The sequence below is a fragment of the Acetonema longum DSM 6540 genome (assembly GCF_000219125.1).
GTDB lineage: Bacteria > Bacillota > Negativicutes > Sporomusales > Acetonemataceae > Acetonema > Acetonema longum.
This window is the reverse complement of the sequence record NZ_AFGF01000269.1, coordinates 1-18,253: the sequence shown is the minus strand read 5'-3', so window position 1 is coordinate 18,253 and position 18,253 is coordinate 1. Positions and strand designations below refer to the sequence as shown.

Here is an 18,253-nt window from a genome sequence, read left to right as displayed (position 1 = left end):
TTCACCTCATATGATTTATAATACTGGCCATCCTGCCGGCGCCAAAACCATTGTCAATATTCACCACGGCAATACCGGCGGCACAGCTGTTCAGCATGGCCAGCAAAGCTGCCAGGCCGCCGAAATTGGCGCCATAACCGACACTGGTAGGAACGGCGATGACCGGTTTATCTACCATTCCCCCTACCACACTGGCCAGGGCTCCTTCCATTCCGGCTACAACAATCAATACATTGGCCTGCTGGATGATCTCATGCTGGGCAAGCAGCCGATGAATGCCGGCAACGCCCACATCAAACACCCGTGTTACCCTATTCCCCATCAATTCAGCCGTAATAGCCGCTTCTTCCGCCACCGGGATATCGCTGGTGCCGGCAGTCATGACCAGGATGTACCTGTCGTCGTCTTGCCTGGCTTCTTCCCGGTTCACCACAATAAGGCGGGGCAGTTCATAATAGATGGAGTCCGGTACCAGGCGGCGAACCGCTTCATACATTTCTTTCGAAGCGCGGGTGGCTAGAACACTCTTATTCCGCTCGGCTAACCGTTCTACAATCGTTGCTACCTGCTCCACTGTTTTACCCTGACAAAACACCACTTCCGGAAAGCCTTGCCGGATGGCCCGGTGATGATCTAACTTGGCAAAAGACAAGTCTTCATAAGGCAGAAATTTAAGTTTTTCCAAAGCTTCATCTAAAGATATTTCTTCCTGACGAAAGGCCTGCAGAACGTCGCTGATTGTCTTGGTATTCATAAATCTCCATCGTCTCCTTATATCGTAAACAAGATGATCGCATGCGAAATGTGCAAAACTGAACCGTAAAAAGCAATGAAGACAAGGATTCCCAAAGAATCAATGTCTTCATGACATTTGAGTCATATATATATTACCACGTATTCACAGATACCTCAAGACAGGCACTCCCTGCGCGGGACAATTAATTGGGCAGCTGATTCTTCCGCGAGTCCTGGATCAGCTCCTCCAGCACTTCGATGATTTTCAGCTGAGTTTCTTCCAGAAGTCCCAACCCATAATTTAACAATACCATTTTGGGATTGATACGCATTTCCGAATAACTGGACAATATCTCCAGATGGCTGATTGCAATCTCTAACTGTTCCGCTGCCGCTACCACCTGATCATCCAACAAGAATTCAAATAAGGTAGCACAATATACCTGGATCACTCCAATGGCTTTACTGAACCCAATGCTGCTAAAATGATGCTGCATAAATACAAAAAAATGGTTTACAAATTCTTGAAATTCATCGTGATCATACACCTGTGAATCCAAGGATGACACAATAATCATCTTATGCAGCTGGTTTATATATGCATTCTGCACCTGCAGCAATGATAAAATATCCTGTATACCCGGATCGTTTGCGGCAGCAATTGGCATGTATGAAACTTCCGCCATCTATACACCCCCATACTGGCTCTGTAGACTCGGAGAATCATCCCCGAAAAGTAACTGATCTTCCTCTTTACCCAAGCTGCTTCCTATCTTTCTATTTCTAATACATCATATTCCGTTTTAACACATTATGTTTAGTTTTTGGTCATGCCTTTTTTTATTTCAGACTGAACACTGTTATTTCCAGTTTTACCTCCGTCTGTCCTTCCCGTTCGATTAAAGAAATTCCCTGCATCGAAATAAGACGAGGGCCGTCCTCCAAATTTTTAATAAAGTTCATGACGTCAAAATATTCTCCCTGTAACAGGATTTCTATTTTAATTTCCCGGTATGACGTCTTACCGATTGTTTTGCCGGGGATTAAAGAAAGCAGCTTCAGCCGGTGCTTTGCCATATTTTCCTCGATATACAGCAGCAGGTTCTCCAGGTCCGGCTCATTAGGCAGAATCCGATTCAGTTCCTTTGTTTTTTTATCTAACAGAGACAGCCGCTGATCAATATCAGGATAATCCCGGCCAAACTGCTCCAGAATGCGGACATTGTGTTCCTCTGTGTCATATTCACGCAGTAACGTTTCTATTTGCCATTGCTGCGGCTGAATCAGAAAACAGTAAAGCAGCGGCAGGATAAAGATTATGAAGCCAACTAGAATAGCGGCATTTTTTCCTCTAAATTTGTCAGATAACAGCATATTTATTGTATTTCCTTGATTTTTCCGATTATTTCAAATCGATAGTATGTCGATTGGTCATCTAAGTCAACCTTATTTAAGGTACTTTCAAACATAGGATCACTATGCAGATTCTGTAGGAAAAGATTTAACTGGATATAGGATTCAGTAATCCCCAGGATCCGAAATGTTGCCGGATCCTGACCGGTGCCGGTGCCGGCGACGGAAACCGAATTCAGCCAAACCCCCTTGGGGATAAGGTGGCTCAACTGAGCAATCGGCGTATAAAACAAAGTCCGTTCCCGGGTCAGCTTAATGAGCAGGTCTTCCTTTTGCCGTACCGCCTGTTGTTTCTGATGATAGAGCTGATAATTGAGTTCTGTTGGCTGCAGCAATGTTTTATGAACCCTTAGTTCCATGATTCCGGTCTCCAGGGTATGAATCCGGTATGCCGCTGCCAGATAAAACCACAGCAAAGCAAAAAAACATCCCCCCAGTAGGCAACCAAACCATGAGGGATAATGAAACCGGCTAGGTTTATCTGTCTCCGGCAGTAAGTTGATCCGAATTCTATTCATCATGTCCTATCATTCTCCGTCATAAAGTGCCAAGCCAACCGCAATGTCCAGACTCGAGAGGTTGTTCACAGGAGGAATTTTCCGGTTAATGTGAAGACCATGCAACGAATCATGCCGTTTGGCAGTCATTCCGGTCTTATTCGCCATAAATGCCGCGAATGAAACCGGATCAGGCTGTTTTTCCAGGCATACCAAGCTGATGGGGGTTCCGGGACTCAAAGTATGATAAGATTCAAGCGTTCGATGAATTTCCGGCAATAAAACAGCCTCATATAAATCCGGCATAGACGAGGAGCGGCAGAAGCCCTGCTGATGGGCTATATGCCGGTAAATAACCGGTACATGCTTTTCGAATATCGCAATCCAGGAACTGCAGGACCCAATGGCCATGATCAGCAGGTTGCCCGGCATGTTCAGTGTACGATACACTGCCAGAGGTTCAATATCAACCGCTGCCGGCGTCAATCCCGCCTGCCGGAGAATCCGGATCCGGGCGTCCACCGACTCTTTGCGAACTGCCACCACCAAAACTTTCAGTCCCGGAATCTGGTTGCCCGCGACGGCAAAATCATAGTAATAAGTCCCCTGTTCATAGGGGACCAACGATGTTATATCCCAAGCTATAGCCCGACGTAATTCCTTCATAGACATAACCGGATACAGTGCGCTGCGAATCGCAACGCCGCTTGCTTCAGCGGCAATGACCGTTTTTTTGCCGCCGGCGACACCGGTGGTCAGGCGCTTCAGTTCCGCCGCAACCTGACTGGGGTCACTCTGTTTTTGAACTATGTCAATACCCGCGGCAAAACGTAATACGGGTTCTTTTTGGCCCCGGCAAATTTCAGCAATGTGAATCGCATCCGACGCAAAATCCACTCCCAGCATCCCAGGGTCAGGGTACCTGAAAACGTTAGCCAGATTCCACATCTTTTACGGTTTATTACGCCTTACCATGATGGGGTTTGGCGCTTACGATCTTAATGCCGTTGACAATAGCCGCAATAACATCGACGGTAAACTGCTGCTCTAATGATTTCACCTTTGCATAGGCTTCTCCCTGATTTGTCACCACATATTGGGGCGGCAGAGAGTTCAACGCCAGAGAAGCTACGTCATAACGGCACTGTTCACATTGACAAAACTTCGGATTGGCTTCCAACAATTCATCCAGTCTTTGCCAAACCAAATCTTCCATATAATTACGCAGTTGCATAGTATCAACCTCTCTTTTTATTTGGAAAGTCAGTTACTATCCCATATCGCGACGGTCTTATCATCCATATTGAACGTGGCCGACACTTTACGCTTTGATTGATTTACCTGCCCGATGGTTTGGATCTCAATCGTTCGATCCGGCAAACTTTTGACAGTGATGGTATACTTTCCGGTTACCGCAGGCAAGTCTATGGTTTGGAGATATCCTCCGGTTGCTGGCTGCCAGTTCGGGTTTTCCGCCAATTTGTATATGGCGTATCTGGTTCCTGCTTCGGCGGTAAACCGGGCCTGGACGCCATCACGGAAACTCACTGCCATGCGAACTTCGGACTGAGCCAAGGAGTACAGCATCAGCGTTAACAAGCTAACAGCCAGGACCGTCCAGATACTGATGATCGAAAAGCTGCCGCCTTGTTTGGCAAAGAGCTTAACCATCCCCTATCCCCCATTTTGATTTAATCGGAGAGGTTCAATGGAGCAACGCCGGTGTCAATCCTAAAAGAATCACCGGTAGCAGGGTTTTGAACAGCAAAGGAAATGTGCATGATTCCGGAATCTCTCCACTGAAAAATCAGATCTGACACTGCGTATTTTTCATCGGTAAGGGCATTGATCCCCCCATTTCTTACCCTGTATAACACATGGTTTGTTCCCAAGCGATACATCACTTCGGCGCCAGTCTTGTCCTGCAGCCGGGCGGACCCCGTATCCACCGCCCCAATCTGTCGGGCATAACGAAAATCCCGCACCATATATTCCGCGGCCAGCCGCGCATTCTGCTGTATTTGCAATTGATGCACCGAACTGTTATAGAGTTTGACACTGACCCTCATAATCCCTGCCATGACAGTGATCATCATAATCGCCAGCATAACGGCAACCATTAGTTCTACCAAGGTAAAGCCTTGCTGCGATTTCCCGGCCTGTCTTCCGGCATTCAAAGACATGAGTTCACCTCCGTCATCCGCTATTCGTATGGATCAGGACTGACAAAGTGATAAGTTTCAGCCTGCACGGAATATTCTCTGCCGCGGCTGCGCCAGGAAACAAAAGCCTGATTTGCCTGCAGGCCGGGTAGGACTGTGCGGCCGTTCCAAGAGATATGATAGAGAATATGGTTCATTTCATAGGAAAAGGGGTTGGTCGCCCAAGGATGCTGTTTAATTTCCAGTGTTTGCAGCGTTTTTTGCACCAGGCCGGTGGCTGCCGTATATTCACCGGCCAGCCGAACATCCTGTGCGGCTTGGTTTAATGCCCCTCCAATGGCGGCCAGCATACCGCACATCATTGCTACTGCCACCAGCATTTCCAGCAGTAAATATCCTTTATTTTCGTTCTGGTCTGGTATCACTAATCCTCACCCGCCCCACGGCTCCTTCAATGATCACATACAGTATGCTGCGGCGATTGGTAAGTGAAAGGGTCTGCCCACCCTTACCCGGCGCCCCGCTGACCTGAAAGTAAACAGCAGCAGGGACAGGCTGATAAGACAAACGGACCCCCTCCGGGAATCGCACTTTTTTTAAAACTTGGGTACCCTTCATGACCCAATATTGATTTAAAGCAGCCGCATCAAAGATTAACTGAAAATTGTCCGATATTGCCGGTTCATCCAGGGCCATTTGCTGAATCCAACGCAGGTCCGCCTGCAAATTCAGCGCCGCATGATCCAATTCCGCCTGCCGCAGCGAGTGATGGATGGCCGGCAGAGCAAAAAGAGAGACAATACTCAAGATACTGATCACAACCATCATTTCGATAAAAGTAAATCCGTTGCCGATTTTCATGGTCTCATGACTAATCTCCTTTCTAAAGATACCAGAGGCTGAGATACCACTGCAAAATCAATTTTCCGTATAAATGACTGATGAATGCCCCCAGCATCATAAATGGTCCAAAGGGTATCGCGTCGGTAAGGGATTTTTTCCCGGCCATGTACAACGTCATCCCGGCTAATCCGCCGAAAACAAAGGCCATAAACAAGCCAACGATTTGTGCCTGCCAGTCCAGCCAGACTCCCAGTGCCATTGCCAGCTTGATGTCCCCCATTCCCATTTTACCGTGACTGGCCAAAAAAACTGCCATTAAAATCCCTCCTCCTGTCAGAACCGATAGCAGGCAATCTTTTAGGCCAACTGCAGAAAAATTAAAGATAATACCCGCGACAAACATCCACAGCAAGGTTTTATTGAAAATGAGCTGCTGTTTATAGTCCGTATAACTGATGATCAGACCGAAATATACAAATAACGCTGTTCGGCAAAAGGGTATATATTCTGTCATGCTACCACCACACCCGTAATTTTTTCACTTGATTTGCTCAGCCGTAAGCCCCCGATAGGTGGCCTGCCCGGCGCTGTTAATTTCATATTTGATGTCGGAAGTATTCTCCAACGTGGTGGCTGTCAACTTGACATCCAAAGGCGGTATAGGTTCGGCGTTGAGCCAGGGGCCTTTGCCGTTAACCTGGGAACTTAGCGCTGCCACAGAGGACGGATATCCTCCTACATCTGCGTTATACAAGATCACCGCTCCCTCAATGGCTTTCAAATCCGCCTGAATTTTAACGATTTTTGATGTATTAATCGCCGAAGTAAATCTGGGAACCGCAATGGCAGCTAATATGCCAATAATGGAAATGACGACAATCAGTTCAATCAGGGTAAAGGCTGACTGGCTCATCGTTTGTTCTATCCGTCTTTTTGTCTTCAGTCCCATGACTCTGCTCACCTTTCTTTACCGGAACGATCCGCGCCGTAATAAAGATCAGAATCTCGGTATCGCTTCCATCTCGCTGGGAATTACGAAACAAATGTCCGACAAGGGGAAGATCGCTGACAAAGGGAATCCGACTGCGGTTTGAAATATGCTCACTACCAATTAAGCCGCCAATTACAATGGTCTCCCCGTCCCGCATAATGACTTGAGTTTCCGCTTCCCGGGTTGTAATACGAAAAGCCTTCATCTCGGCAACATAAAACGGCGTACTCACTTCGGTTTTCACCACAGCGGTAATAAATCCGTCCTTGCTGACCCTGGGGGTATAGATCAATTTGATACCGGCATCCACGTATTCGGTCGTTATCGTCGTTCTGCCGCCGCTGTCGTCTCGTTCAACCGGGACGGGGATTCGGTCGCCAATCATAATTTTTGCCTGTTGTCCGTCTAAGGTGGTCACGTTGGGGCGGGACAAAAGTTTAGCCTCCCCCCGGGTCAAAAGGGCATTAATTCGGCTTTGAAACTGAAACTCATAGGGGCGGTTCTCCGGATTTCGCCCATATTGAATAGCGCCGGCAAATTCGCGGCTCACAACATCACCGTCCCCACTAGTGGGGACCGCCGGCGTAGTAGCCCATTGCCACTCAACCCCCAGCTGCCGCGTATTATTTTTATTGACCGACAGAATCTGCGCCTCCAGGGTGATCTGCTGCGGCCTGACATCCAGCATGGCTATCGCGCGCTGCATCAGTTCGGCGTCCCTGTCCGATCCAAAGAAAGCGATGGAATTGCCGCTTTCGTCGATTTTAAGGTTCTCTTCCGGAATCATCGCCGTCAGAGAACTTTTTACCTGTTCGGCTCTTATATAATGCAGTTTAATAACCCGGATCGTTTCTAAATTTTTGCCTGACTTACTATCGGCAGTAATAATAAAAACCCCTTGTTTTTTCACGCATCGCAGGCCTTTTGCCAAAGAAACCTGTTCCAACGCTTGGTCATAAGGGATATCCACCAAATGAACGGTGATTTTGCCGCTGACAGAACCGTCGATAATGGCATTAGCCCCGACGGCGCCGGCAATCCCAGCCAATACTTCACGTATATCGGCATTAGCGGCATGTATCGTCACTGTAGCGATGCCCTTCAGTGTTAGATTGCCTTGCCGGATAAGGCCTCCGGCAGATTCAGACCGATGCTGCGCCGCTATATCCGGTTCAGTTGATTTCCCCGGCAAAAAAGGGTTGCGGATACCATAATTTTGACTGTAACCTCGCGGCATCTCACTGCTCGGTTTAGGCGAGGATCCTGCCGGTTTCCCGGCATTAGCTGCTACAGGTGCTCCCGGGTGCAAAGGATCATTGAAGGCCGTTCGGTCGAAGAAATACAGGAACAGCACAGGAACAACCAGAATAAAAACGATGTATTGTCTCTTAAAGGTCATACTCACCTGCTCCCCACACTGCCGATCATTTCAAATAGCGGCAACATAGTGGCACTTACAATAGCTCCGACAATCAAACCCATCAGGGCAATCATGAACGGTTCGACGCCGGTGCTGATTCGAGCCATGGTCTCATCAAGTTCGGTCTCGATAAAATCCGCCACCGTTTCCAGGATATCCCCCAGCTTGCCGGTCTCTTCCCCTACCGACATCATTTGGAGCGCCATAGGAGGGAAAATGCGGCTTTTCCCCAGAGATGCCGATAAACTGATGCCATTGCGCAAATCAGTTACAACCACCATGAGAATTTGAGCCATCTGATAGCTGTCAATAGTTCCTTTTAGGATGTTCACAGCGGTCAATAAGGGAACTCCGCCCCGAAGCAGCATGCCCAGCGTGCGGCAGAACCTGCCCACCCCGCTTTTGGCAAGCAAAGGGCCGTATACCGGTATATGAAGGCTGATGTGATCCAGGATAGACCGGAAACGGTGATGACACCTGGCAAGGAAAACAAATGCCAAAATAATCAGTGCAGCAGCAAATAGCAAATAAACAAAATATTGAGCAACGATTCGGCTGCTCTGGAATATCCATTGGGTCAGGAGGGGCAATTCTATCTTTAAATCAGTAAATAAACTATCAAAAACCGGTAATACATAGACAAAGAGAAAGGCAAGAGACCCCAGGGCAAAGCACAAAACAATCAAAGGATAGGTCATAGCCGATTTCATCTTTTCTTTCAGCTTGTAGCCCTTTTCAAAATAGACAGCCAGCCTGTCCAAAATATGGTCAAGATCAGCGCCTAGTTCTCCTGTTTCGATGAGTCCGATCATCATCAATGGGAAAACCTGCGGGAAACTTTGTAATGCCCGGGACAGCATCTCCCCCTGCTCCACCTTGCGCCGTATCTCAAGCAGAATCAATTGAAACCGTTCATTACCAGCCTGATTGGCGATGATCGCCAAACATTGTACCAGAGGTAAGCCGGACCGTAAGGTAACAGACAACATCCGGCATAATAAGGCGATATCTTTCATTCCAATGGGATGCAGCACTCTGGCTAGTATTCCGTCCAATAGCCCAGGAGGCGCTTCTTTTATATCCAGTGCGTATAATCCCTGGTTTTTCAGCGCATAGACTGCTTCGGCAGGGCTTGAAGCCAACAGCAGGCCTCGGTGGGTTTCTCCGCTATAACTTTTTGCTTGATAAGAAAAAGTCTTATTCATAACTCCTCTGCCACAGCCATCATTTTCCCGTCGGCAAATCCTATTCAAAACAGTGAACAACCCGCATTACTTCTTCCAGCGTGGTTTGTCCGCCGCCTACTTTTGCCATGCCGTCCTGCTGCATGGTAGTCATTCCCTGCCTGATGGCGGCGCGACGTATTGCCTCGCTGGATACCCGGTTTTTCACCGTTTCGCGTAATTCAGCCGTTAACGGCAGGACTTCATAGATCGCCGTCCGGTTGTAATAGCCGGTCTGACCGCAGAAATTACACCCGGTTGCCCGGTACCGCACCTCTGTGTCAGCCAGTTGTAGAAGTTCTCTTTCAGTCTGAGCCGGTTGATAAACCGTACGACACTCCGGGCAGACCAGCCTAACCAGACGCTGCGCTAAAACTCCCAGTACCGATGAGGCAACCAAGTACGGCTCAATGCCCATATCAATCAAGCGGGTAATCGCGCCGGCAGCATCATTGGTATGCAGGGTTGTCAAAACCAAATGCCCAGTCAACGCAGCGCGTACCGCAATGTCTGCCGTATCTTTGTCCCGTATTTCTCCGACCATGATCACATCGGGATCCTGGCGCAAAATCGAACGGAGTCCGTTGGCGAAGGTCATGCCGGATTTAGTATTGACCTGGATCTGATTGGTACCGTCTATACGATACTCAACCGGGTCCTCAATCGTAATAATATTTTTCGTGACGCTGTTAATCTCAGTCAAAACCGAATAGAGGGTGGTCGTTTTCCCTGATCCAGTGGGACCTGTCACCAGCACCATACCGTATGCCTGAGAATATAAACGTCGAAAGCCGGCGAGGCATTCGGCGGAAAATCCTAATTGATGAATATTGGTCATGATGGCCTTTTTATCCAGAATCCTCATAACCACTTTTTCGCCAAAGATAGTTGGCAGGGTGGCGACCCGAATATCAATCCTTCTGCCATCAAATTCAGCAATATGAATTCTCCCGTCCTGAGGCAATCGTTTCTCAGCAATGTCCATATCCGCCATCACTTTGATTCTCGCTGCTACGGCAGGATAATTGGGCTGAACATAAGTGCCCACTTCCAGCAAGAATCCGTCAATCCGGCAGCGCACTCTGAATTTTGCCCCGCCGGGCTCGAAGTGTATATCGCTGGCCCGCTTCCTGATGGCATGACTTACTATGCTATTGACAAAGTGAACCACTGAGGATTCTTCACCCAAAGACTGAGGAAACCCTTGAGTCTTGTCCTCAGAAACTGCTTGCCCACCAAACTCTCTATGCATCTGCTCACATCCAACAATCGCTTTATACAGAAAAATTTTACAGTATTACCATTATTATATTATAATTCGCACTATTACGCTAGAATCTTCCGAAATTTTTTGTTAAATAAATCAAGAAAATGAAAAAAACACCCGCAACCTACCCGCAGGTGTTTTATAATCTACTCCATTCGATATACCCCGCACTTTCTGTCTTGCCAGACCGTGAGCCCTTCACGGCTGTGGGGCACCATGCTTGCATCATATTGGGCATAAATGATTGATTCTGCATCAGTTCCTTCAGTTGTTATCCGGCCATTAGGATCAATAAACAAGGAATGTCCGGGAAACCGAATGCCGCGATGTTCGCCGACGCAATTTACGGAGCAAAGGTAGACCTGATTTTCAATAGCTCTGGCCTGGTTAAGGGTAATCCAGTGTTGAAGCCGTTCCCGGGGCCATTCTGCAACCACAAAGATCATTTGGGCGCCGTCTAAGGCCAGTGACCGGTACAGCTCCGGAAATCTTAAATCGTAGCAGATAGTCAAACCGGCGGTAATTTCCCCCAGTTGAAAGCTGGCGCGGCGGTTCCCCGGTGAAAAGAATTTCTCCTCGCCATACAGGCTAAACATATGAACCTTTTGATACGTAGTCACGATTTGTCCTTGAGGGTCAAAAACAATGGTTTCGTTAAATATCCGGTCATCCCGCTTAACCGGCATAGAGCCCGCCACAATGTATACGCCCTTGGTTTTGGCAATCCGGCGCATCTCTTGGATAACGGGACCTTCCGGGTCTTCCGCCCATTGCTCTACATTTTTCAGCCCATAGCCTGTTGTCCATATTTCCGGCAATACCACTGTCCGGGCCTTATCCGCCGCTTCCTCCGCCATGCGGATACCGCGCTCCCGGTTAGCTTGAATATTCCCGGACACTACTTCCATCTGAACCATCGCAATCTGCAAATTGGTCACTCCTTAAAATCCTACAATAATTTTTTTGCCTGCAAAAGTTCAATCGTCATTTTTTCGATGAACCTGGTAACTTTGGTACCAATAAATTCCTGGGTACTTAGCGGTTTAACCCAAATAGTGTAAGAACCCAAGCGGTTGCCCCCCAACACATCAGTGTACAATTGATCGCCTACCACTGCCACTTCATGGGGCAATAAGCTCATGGTGCCCATGATGCTTAAAAATCCCTTTTTGGCTGGTTTAAAAGCTCGTGCCACATAGGGTACATTCAATATCCGGGCAATTTCACCCACTCTTTTTTGGCGATTGTTGGATACCAAACCGATACCCATCCCAAAAGCCAACACGCTCTCCAGCCATAGAAGCACTTCCGGCCCTAATATGGAACTGTCCCAGGGAATAATCGTATTGTCCAGATCAAGAATCATTCCCTTAATACCGTTTTTCCGCAATGCCTGTATATCAATTTCATATAATGAATTAACAATGGTTCCAGGACACAGATACTTTAGCATATGACCTCCCCTTTTTAGTGTTCTGTCAAGTCTATTATATCACAATTCAGCGGTTTTGATATTCCGACGGCAAAGCGAGACAAAACCCGCTACCGGAAAACCAGTGCGGGTTCTGTCATTAAGAGAAACTACTTAATATCGGATGGATCCATAATGGCGATATCGCCTTCTTCGCCGGTCCGGATCCGGATGGCATTCTCAATGGGATAGACAAAGATTTTGCCATCGCCGATCTGTCCGGTGTGACAGGCTTTTTTAGCGGCCTCCAAAACTTTTTCCACCGGCACTTCACAGACCACAATTTCCACTTTGACTTTAGGCAAAAGATTGATCGTATATTCTTTTCCTCTGTATACCTCAGTATGACCTTTTTGCAGGCCGCAGCCATAAACCTGGGTAACCGTCATGCCGGTTACCCCGATAACGTTCATGGCTTCCTTCAGTTCCTCCAGTTTAGCCGGCCGGGTGATAATATCAATTTTAGTCATTTTTCTCATAAATGTCCCCCCCAATCTTATGATCTCTCCATGGTTAAATCTTCAGGCTTTCCTTTGGATTTTCCTGTATCAGACAGAACAGCTTTTAAAGCACTGTCCCAACCGGGTAGCGCATCGCATCGATTAGGACATGTACCCTCTCTCGCCATGGTCCGAAATATCAAGACCTTGAACTTCCTGGTCCTCCTTAGCGCGGAGCTTCATAAATAATCCCACAACCTTGATGATGATAAAGGTCATCACTGCCGCAAAAATCCATCCGGCCAAGACGCCATAAGCCTGCAAGAGTAACTGTTCCGGATTACCGAAGAACAATCCGTCTGCACCGGCAGAATTAACCGCTTTAGAAGCAAACAGGCCAGTAGCCAGGGCGCCCCAGGTACCGCCGATGCCATGTACGCCAAAGACATCCAGGGAATCGTCATAGCCCAGCTTTGCCTTAAGCTTGCTTACCGCCAGGTAGCACACAACGCCGCCAAGGAGACCGATGATCAGGGCTGAGGGAACATTAACAAAACCGGCGCCCGGGGTAATTGCGACCAACCCTGCTACGCAGCCGCTGGCAGCGCCCAAAAGGGTAGGTTTGCCATGATCGAGCCATTCGGTAAGCACCCAGGATACAGTTGCCGCAGCAGCGGCAATATGAGTTGTCACGAAGGCGCTGGCAGCAAGGCCATTAGCCCCCAGAGCGCTGCCGGCGTTAAATCCAAACCATCCGAACCAGAGCAAGGCGGCGCCTAGTACAGTCATGGGCAAATGATGAGGCAGTATAACCTCTGATCCATAACCTTTACGCTTGCCAAGCAGCAGGGCTATGACCAGTCCGGATACACCGGAGCTGATATGGACTACGGTGCCGCCGGCAAAATCAAGTGCGCCTAAATTACGCAGCCAGCCGCCTACACCCCACACCCAGTGAGCCAGGGGATCATACACGAGAGTGGCCCAAAGCAGAGTGAAGACGACCAAAGCCGGAAATCTCATTCTTTCAGCAAAGGAACCGGTAAGCAGAGCAGGTGTGATAACAGCAAACATACCCTGGAAAATCATAAAGGCGAATTGTGGAATCGTTCCGGCATAGTCAGCGTTAGGCTCTTGCCCGACGCCGTTTAAGCCAAACCAGGAAAGATCGCCAATTAAACTGCCAATATCCGGACCGAATGCCAGTGAATAGCCAAACAGCGCCCATTGCACCGAAATCAGGCCGAGAATAAAGAAACTTTGCATAATCGTGCTCAATACATTCTTGCTACGTACCATGCCACCGTAAAATAAAGCCAGTCCAGGAGTCATCAACATGACGAGAGCCGCGCTGATCAATACAAAAGCGGTATCACCCGTATCAATGGCAGGCGGTTCGCCCGCGGCTAATGCCGGCAAAGCCATGGCGACAAACAGGAGTGACAGGCACAGAATTTTTCCAAGTCTTTTTTTCATGTTCATCATCCTTTCCAATACGAATGAATTCATCCCTTGCACAGACGCATTTTCCGGCAACGCCTTTTAAAGGCAGAAAGACGCCCTGAGAAATTCTCTCAGGACGTCTTTGTCCAAAAATAATTGCATGCCTGTGCTTTTTGAGTTGGCTCTAACAAATCAGGCAAAGTCCGGCAGAAAACAGAAAGGTCCTGAGATGTTGCATCTCAGGACGCCTATGTCCTCTTATTAAAATCACCTGTGTAAGGATGAATGTCAAACTATGAATATACTATATCAGGATGTAATGTCGCTGTCAATCTTCTTTTTTCATTTCCTGCATGATTTTTGCTAACGCCATGAAATGCCGGCGAAAGATGGTGGCTTCATCATAGCTTCACAAAATGAACTCGTAAAATCCCCTCGATGCCCCCCAGGAATTCCAAAGTTTCCTGAGATACTTCCGAGTCTGCTGTTAAAACCATCATGGCCCGTTTATCACTAATTTTCCGGCCAACCTGCATGGTGGCAATATTTACTTTGCCTACACCCAATAAGGTTCCCATTTGACCAATAACGCCCGGTTTATCGATATTCTCCCCTATCAGCATATAAGGCGCCGGATGAACGTCAAATTCATAACCGTTGATTTCCACTATTCGTACTTCGGCTTTGCCAAAAATAGTGCCGCTGATGCTAAAGGTTTTATTTTTGGAGATGATCTTGACAGTGACCAAAGTAAGGTAATTATCCACCGTGGACTCTTTGCTCTCGGTTACAACCACCCCTCTGTTTTTGGCGATAAGACTGGCATTGACATAATTCACCCGTTCCTTGAGAACAGGCTCAAACAAGCCTTTCAAAATTGCCAGGGAGATCATGGATGTCTCCAATTCCGCTACCTCGCCCCGGTAGATGATCTCCACTTTTTCCACAGCCTCTTTTTCCAGCTGATAATATATTTTGCCTAGGGTTTCGCCTAATTTCAAATAGATTTTGACCGAGCTCAGTTCCTGTGCCTGCAGTGTGGGAAGATTCACAGAGTTGGGCGCCATTTCCCCTCGCAGCGCCGCCGCCACTTCCTGAGCTATCGTAACTCCAACGTTGTCCTGGGCTTCTACCGTATCAGCGCCGGCATGGGGCGTTACCACCACATTATCAAGTTCCAGCAGCGGTGAAGTGGCTTGCGGTTCTCCGTCGGGGACATCAATTCCGACACTGGCGACAATCTTCTCCTTGATGGCCTCAATGAGCGCCTCTTCGTTGATAAGGCCGGCCCGGGCGCAATTGATGACCCTGATACCCTTTTTCGCCCCCTTGAATTGTTCCTTGCCGATCATGCCGTATGTTTCCTTGGTTTTTGGGGTGTGGATGGTAAGGATATCGGCCTCTGCCATCAGGTCCTCCAATTTCTCCCTTCTTTCCACTCCCAGGTTCTTAAACCGGGTTTCATTGACATAAGGATCATAGGCAACGATTTTCATACCAAAGGATTTCAATCGGGTTGCCACTAAAGATCCAATGCGCCCCAATCCTACGATACCTACTGTTTTTCCCTGCAGTTCCATCCCTTTTAAGCCGGAGCGGTCCCACACCTTGCCTTTCAGCCGAGTATGAAGCTGGGGAATGTTGCGGCAAGATGCGATTAAAAGGCCGATAGTAAGTTCCGCCGCCGACACCACATTAGATTCAGGGGTATTGACTACAATAATGCCGCGATTAGTCGCTCCATCCATGTCAATATTATCTACGCCATTGCCGGCCCGCCCAACCACTTTTAGCCGGGTGGCTTTTTGATACAATTCTTCATTAACTTTAGTATTGCTGCGGACAATCAGCGCGTCGTAGTCTCGGATCACTTCCAGCAGCTCTTTACGGCTCAGATCAGTCTTTACATCTACTTTAGCCCCTTCTTGGACCAGTTTTTCCAACCCCTTCTGGGCTATCGGCTCAGTAATTAATACATGCATAAATCTTTCCTCCCGCTCTTTTTCGGCGATCAAAATTGTGAGTTCTTTAGCCCTGCCAGTGTAAAAATTTAACGATAAACAACAATTACTTTATCCCCTACTTTCACAAGTCATTCTAAAAAAGCAAAAACTCGCCTCCATATTGGGGCGAGCTATTAAGCCGCGTTGCCACCCAGCTTAGACCGAAGGACCAATGGATTTTCTTCCGGGAAATAAAAAAAGCTCTTGTCCCCTATAGGGACGAGAACTTATTCCCGCGTTGCCACCCATGTTGCCTTCCGGCCAACTTTTAGTCGCTGTAGCGGGCGAATCCCGTTCTGATTCTTCATCAGCCACTCCCAGGCGGAACCTTTCTGTCCGGTGTACGGCTCGCACCAACCGCCGTCTCTCTGAATACCTTTTATTCGGTTTCCTGTTCCTCGTGTTAAATGTGAAGTTGATATAAATATTACTGCATCGCTTATCATAAGTCAAGCGGTTTTTCTTCATTAGAAAAAAGGATTTATTATAGATATAGAGAATATATTGACTTAAATAGATATGTCATTTATATTATTTATATCACATGTGTATATGCCAAAACAAAGTATGGACAGGGAGGCAAATCCCGCCAGGCTGGAAGTACGGCATTGACCTGCTGAGGTTTACGGTTTGCGGCCTTTACCGCCGCAAATAGTTAGTAGGCTACACCAGGATTGTTTTGCGTTGAGTAAATCAATCCTGGTGTATTTTTCGCAATAGTCTGTTTACGACAGTAGCTTTCTTTTAGGAAAGGAGATGAGTCAATAAAATCATACGCTCAGGCAGGTATTTTCCCGGCAATATCGCGATCATTCACTATTCATTGAGGAGGTATTCATCATGGAAACGCAAAAAATGAAACTGACAGTGGCCAATCCTACAGGGTTAGGGCTTTTCGGACTGGCTATGGTTACCTTTGTAGCAGCCTCGCAAAAATTAGGAATTACTACCGGCTTGTCTTATGTCATTGTTTATGCCATATTTCTGGGAGCAACCGCTCAGTTAGTAGCCTCCATTCTGGATTTTATTCATGAAAACGTTTGGGGCGGTACTGTATTTGGCGCCTATGCGTTTTTCTGGTATGCAATAGCCGTCTGCTGGTTGATGAAAATGGGAGTTTTCGGTCCCGAGCTGGCTGCCGCCGCCGATACAAGACAGCTTGGTTTTGCTTTTCTTGGCTACCTGATTTTTTCTGTGTTCATGACAATTGGCGCTATGGAAGTCAGCAAGATGATATTTATCATCATGGTAATGATCGACATTCTTTTAGCCGGTCTGGCATTGAACGCGCTGAACATCGCCCCCCATGCTTCCCATGCTGTCGCCGCCTGGGCGGAACTCATCACTGCCTTGCTTTCTTTCTATGCATGCTCTGCCGCAGTGTTGAATACCTTTTTCGGTAAACCGTTCCTGCCAATGGGTAAGCCTTTCGGTATTTTCAAGTAAAGTCTTTAGTCAGGACTCCCTGATTGCAGGGCGAGGCCCGCTTCCCGGCATCAAACCGGAAGGCGGGCCTTTGCCACTGTATTCGGATCGAAAAGGGCTCCTGTTAGTTGCAGTCTTCCTGGGAAAAACTTTTGGATAACTTAGCCACAGCCTTTTTCTCAATACGCGACACATAGGACCGGGAAATCCCCAGCAGTTTCGCAATATCCCTTTGGGTCTTTTTACTGCTGTCCGGCCAGCCAAAACGCATTTCCAACACCCATTTTTCCCGGTCGCTCAGTTGACTGATCTGCTTTGATAATCTTTCCTGCTCACATTGGCTCTCAACAGCTTCCACTACCACATCAGGCGCCGTTCCTAAGACATCGATCAAGGTAATCTCGTTGCCTTCCTTATCAACCCCGATCGGATCATAGAGACTTACTTCCGAACGGATGCGCCGGGTGCTGCGAAAATGCATCAGAATTTCATTCTCGATGCACCGGGCGGCATAAGTGGCCAATCTGGTTTTTTTCCCTTGGTCATAGGTGTTAATCGCTTTAATTAATCCGATCGTTCCAATAGAAATCAAATCATCAATTTCTTCTCCTGAGTTATCAAATTTTTTGACAATATGGGCCACTAATCGTAAATTTCTTTCCACCAGAATATTTTTTGCCATTTCGTCACCATTTTTTAACCGTTCCAAATACACCTGTTCTTCCTTCTCCGATAACGGCAAGGGGAAGGTGTTATTGGATATATAGGCGACCAGTACCGATATCATTTTAATGATAAAAGTGGATACTATGGCAAAAAAAGAAAACAAGTCATCACCCCCGCGACACAACTCCTGTCGATTCAGTATATGACGGCAAATTTGTCCGGTTGCCTATGAATCGACAAAAAGTTTTTTTCGC

The 18,253-nt window shown here is 47.6% G+C and carries 22 protein-coding genes; 1 reads left to right on the top strand and 21 read right to left on the bottom strand.

Annotation, left to right across the window (positions count from 1 at the left end; genetic code table 11):
- Position 1: 1 nt before the first annotated feature.
- From larB to serA, 20 genes are all read right to left on the bottom strand, one after another.
- Complete coding sequence (larB, locus tag ALO_RS19395; RefSeq protein WP_004099619.1) at positions 2-754, bottom strand: nickel pincer cofactor biosynthesis protein LarB; 753 nt, start codon at positions 752-754, stop codon at positions 2-4.
- Positions 755-938: 184 nt separating this feature from the next.
- Positions 939-1,421: a hypothetical protein gene (locus ALO_RS19390; protein WP_004099618.1), complete on the bottom strand. Its 483-nt coding sequence runs from the start codon at positions 1,419-1,421 to the stop codon at positions 939-941.
- 154 nt (positions 1,422-1,575) lie between these two features.
- A complete protein-coding gene (locus tag ALO_RS19385) occupies positions 1,576-2,109 on the bottom strand; it encodes a type IV pilus inner membrane component PilO (RefSeq protein WP_004099617.1) in 534 nt (177 codons plus the stop codon).
- A gap of 2 nt (positions 2,110-2,111) precedes the next feature.
- On the bottom strand, positions 2,112-2,564 hold the full coding sequence (locus ALO_RS19380) for a PilN domain-containing protein (RefSeq protein ID WP_169313160.1): 453 nt from the start codon (positions 2,562-2,564) through the stop codon (positions 2,112-2,114).
- Positions 2,565-2,675: 111 nt separating this feature from the next.
- Entirely contained in the window at positions 2,676-3,542 is an 867-nt protein-coding gene (gene pilM / locus ALO_RS19375; protein WP_040293990.1) for a type IV pilus biogenesis protein PilM, read from the bottom strand.
- Positions 3,543-3,606: 64 nt separating this feature from the next.
- Entirely contained in the window at positions 3,607-3,879 is a 273-nt protein-coding gene (locus tag ALO_RS19370) for a late competence development ComFB family protein (RefSeq protein ID WP_004099611.1), read from the bottom strand.
- A gap of 29 nt (positions 3,880-3,908) precedes the next feature.
- The gene (locus ALO_RS19365) at positions 3,909-4,316 is read right to left on the bottom strand and encodes a hypothetical protein (RefSeq protein ID WP_004099609.1); all 408 of its coding nucleotides are present in this window, start codon (positions 4,314-4,316) and stop codon (positions 3,909-3,911) included.
- A 20-nt stretch (positions 4,317-4,336) separates the two neighbouring features.
- Positions 4,337-4,828, bottom strand: a complete 492-nt coding sequence (locus ALO_RS19360; RefSeq protein WP_004099607.1) for a PilW family protein — start codon at positions 4,826-4,828, stop codon at positions 4,337-4,339.
- 20 nt (positions 4,829-4,848) lie between these two features.
- Positions 4,849-5,232 (bottom strand): PulJ/GspJ family protein, encoded by a 384-nt coding sequence (locus ALO_RS19355; RefSeq protein ID WP_004099605.1) that lies wholly within the window; start codon positions 5,230-5,232, stop codon positions 4,849-4,851.
- The gene (locus tag ALO_RS19350) at positions 5,207-5,668 is read right to left on the bottom strand and encodes a pilus assembly FimT family protein (protein WP_004099603.1); all 462 of its coding nucleotides are present in this window, start codon (positions 5,666-5,668) and stop codon (positions 5,207-5,209) included. The genes ALO_RS19355 and ALO_RS19350 overlap by 26 nt, the downstream gene beginning before the upstream one ends.
- Before the next feature lie 22 nt (positions 5,669-5,690).
- Positions 5,691-6,164: a prepilin peptidase gene (locus tag ALO_RS19345; protein WP_004099601.1), complete on the bottom strand. Its 474-nt coding sequence runs from the start codon at positions 6,162-6,164 to the stop codon at positions 5,691-5,693.
- Positions 6,165-6,188: 24 nt separating this feature from the next.
- Positions 6,189-6,563, bottom strand: a complete 375-nt coding sequence (locus tag ALO_RS21135) for a type II secretion system protein (RefSeq protein WP_004099597.1) — start codon at positions 6,561-6,563, stop codon at positions 6,189-6,191.
- A complete protein-coding gene (locus ALO_RS19335) occupies positions 6,535-8,040 on the bottom strand; it encodes a type II secretion system protein GspD (RefSeq protein WP_004099596.1) in 1,506 nt (501 codons plus the stop codon). The genes ALO_RS21135 and ALO_RS19335 overlap by 29 nt, the downstream gene beginning before the upstream one ends.
- 2 nt (positions 8,041-8,042) lie before the next feature.
- Complete coding sequence (locus ALO_RS19330) at positions 8,043-9,266, bottom strand: type II secretion system F family protein (protein ID WP_004099595.1); 1,224 nt, start codon at positions 9,264-9,266, stop codon at positions 8,043-8,045.
- Positions 9,267-9,306: 40 nt separating this feature from the next.
- Positions 9,307-10,536: a GspE/PulE family protein gene (locus ALO_RS19325; RefSeq protein ID WP_083821156.1), complete on the bottom strand. Its 1,230-nt coding sequence runs from the start codon at positions 10,534-10,536 to the stop codon at positions 9,307-9,309.
- A 161-nt stretch (positions 10,537-10,697) separates the two neighbouring features.
- Positions 10,698-11,489: a carbon-nitrogen family hydrolase gene (locus ALO_RS19320; protein WP_413788512.1), complete on the bottom strand. Its 792-nt coding sequence runs from the start codon at positions 11,487-11,489 to the stop codon at positions 10,698-10,700.
- An 11-nt stretch (positions 11,490-11,500) separates the two neighbouring features.
- Positions 11,501-12,004, bottom strand: a complete 504-nt coding sequence (locus tag ALO_RS19315) for a YqeG family HAD IIIA-type phosphatase (RefSeq protein ID WP_004099592.1) — start codon at positions 12,002-12,004, stop codon at positions 11,501-11,503.
- Between the two features lie 128 nt (positions 12,005-12,132).
- On the bottom strand, positions 12,133-12,501 hold the full coding sequence (locus tag ALO_RS19310) for a P-II family nitrogen regulator (RefSeq protein WP_004099589.1): 369 nt from the start codon (positions 12,499-12,501) through the stop codon (positions 12,133-12,135).
- Between the two features lie 123 nt (positions 12,502-12,624).
- A complete protein-coding gene (locus ALO_RS19305; RefSeq protein ID WP_004099588.1) occupies positions 12,625-13,938 on the bottom strand; it encodes an ammonium transporter in 1,314 nt (437 codons plus the stop codon).
- A gap of 368 nt (positions 13,939-14,306) precedes the next feature.
- On the bottom strand, positions 14,307-15,887 hold the full coding sequence (serA, locus tag ALO_RS19300) for a phosphoglycerate dehydrogenase (protein ID WP_004099587.1): 1,581 nt from the start codon (positions 15,885-15,887) through the stop codon (positions 14,307-14,309).
- Positions 15,888-16,745: 858 nt separating this feature from the next.
- Here serA and ALO_RS19295 point away from each other — a divergent pair.
- The gene (locus tag ALO_RS19295; RefSeq protein ID WP_139025457.1) at positions 16,746-17,354 is read left to right on the top strand and encodes an acetate uptake transporter; all 609 of its coding nucleotides are present in this window, start codon (positions 16,746-16,748) and stop codon (positions 17,352-17,354) included.
- Between the two features lie 103 nt (positions 17,355-17,457).
- On the opposite strand, the gene sigK is transcribed toward ALO_RS19295, so the two are convergent.
- A complete protein-coding gene (gene sigK / locus ALO_RS19290; RefSeq protein ID WP_004099585.1) occupies positions 17,458-18,162 on the bottom strand; it encodes an RNA polymerase sporulation sigma factor SigK in 705 nt (234 codons plus the stop codon).
- Positions 18,163-18,253 lie beyond the last annotated feature (91 nt).